Genomic DNA, 1,384 nt, shown 5'->3' with positions numbered 1-1,384 from the left:
AGGGTAGATGAATAATTTTTCAGGCTCCCCTTGCTCTTCAACGATCCCTTGGTGTAAAAACATGACATGGCTAGAAACATCACGAGCGAATGCCATTTCATGGGTGACAACCAACATGGTTCTTCCCTCTTGAGCAAGATCTTTCATCACGCCTAAGACCTCACCCACTAATTCAGGGTCGAGCGCAGACGTAGGTTCATCAAACAATAAAACCTCAGGTTCAACCGCTAATGCACGAGCAATCGCAGCTCGTTGCTGCTGCCCTCCTGATAGGTGTCCGGGGTAATAATCTCGGCGTTCATAAAGCCCCACTTTTTTTAACAAAGCTTCAGCATTCGCGATGGCTTGATCCTTAGCAATATTGAGAACATGCACAGGTGCTTCAATCACATTTTCTAGCACTGTCATATGGGACCAAAGATTAAACCCCTGAAAAACCATCGCTAAACGTGAACGAATACGCTGAACCTGTTTATCGCTCACCGGCCTAATGTCACCTTGGCGAGTCATTTTCATTTCAATCAGTTCATTGTTAACCCAAATTTCACCAGATGTTGGCGTTTCGAGTAAATTAATACAACGTAGGAAGGTACTTTTCCCTGAGCCGGAAGAGCCAATGATCGAAATAACATCCCCTTTATTTGCCTGTAGTGAAATTCCTTTGAGCACTTCATTTTGAGCAAATGTTTTATGCAAGTTTTTGATGTCCAGCGCGGGTAGATCGGTCATGCGCTTTAACTCCCTGTATTGATTCACGTCAAGCAATCCAGCTTGATTTTTCTACAAATTAGCACTCAACCCTAACACGTGCAACATGTTATTAACCCTCTAAATAAAAATATCTAATCATTACACATGAATATTAATTCAACAAAAGCCCACTAAAGATCATATTTCTGGTCTTGCAACACACAAATAAACGACAAGATATGCAACACTTTAACAACAACACACATAGAATTTATATTGCAACGCGTTTCTTAAGTAACAATTGTTACACTCAAAAAACATCATCGACAGTTATCTATTTAGTTACAAATTGTAATATATGAAAGAAAATTTCATGAAATATCTTTCTATGTGGCTGATTTTTCTATGTTTCTGTAGTTTTATTTCATATTCATAATTAAAGTGATCAAGATCAATCACCCTATAGAATGAGCACGTTAAACTCGCTAACCAATAAAAGAGTAAATAATGCTCTATATTCATAATGTTGGTCGCTAGAAAATGCATAAGACTAATGATTATGCAACGAATACATTGTTGTGTTAGCAAGTTAAATAAAATTCAATAAAAATTTACTAACTTTTATCAATATGAGGAATCTATGTCAGACGTAGTCAATCAAGAGCGCTCAGACATCGAGACGAAAAGTTATCAA

1 protein-coding gene is annotated in these 1,384 nt (G+C 37.7%); it reads right to left on the bottom strand.

The genetic code is table 11. The features are described 5' to 3' along the window. Window positions 1-729: ABC transporter ATP-binding protein (locus tag B7C60_RS13940; protein ID WP_245869475.1), on the bottom strand; the 729-nt coding region annotated here is incomplete at its 3' end. Window positions 730-1,384: the final 655 nt, after the last annotated feature.

Origin of the sequence: Vibrio fujianensis (genome assembly GCF_002749895.1) — a bacterium.
Taxonomy (GTDB): domain Bacteria; phylum Pseudomonadota; class Gammaproteobacteria; order Enterobacterales; family Vibrionaceae; genus Vibrio; species Vibrio fujianensis.
Note: the sequence above shows the minus strand (reverse complement) of the source record. Positions and strands in the feature narration are given on the sequence as shown.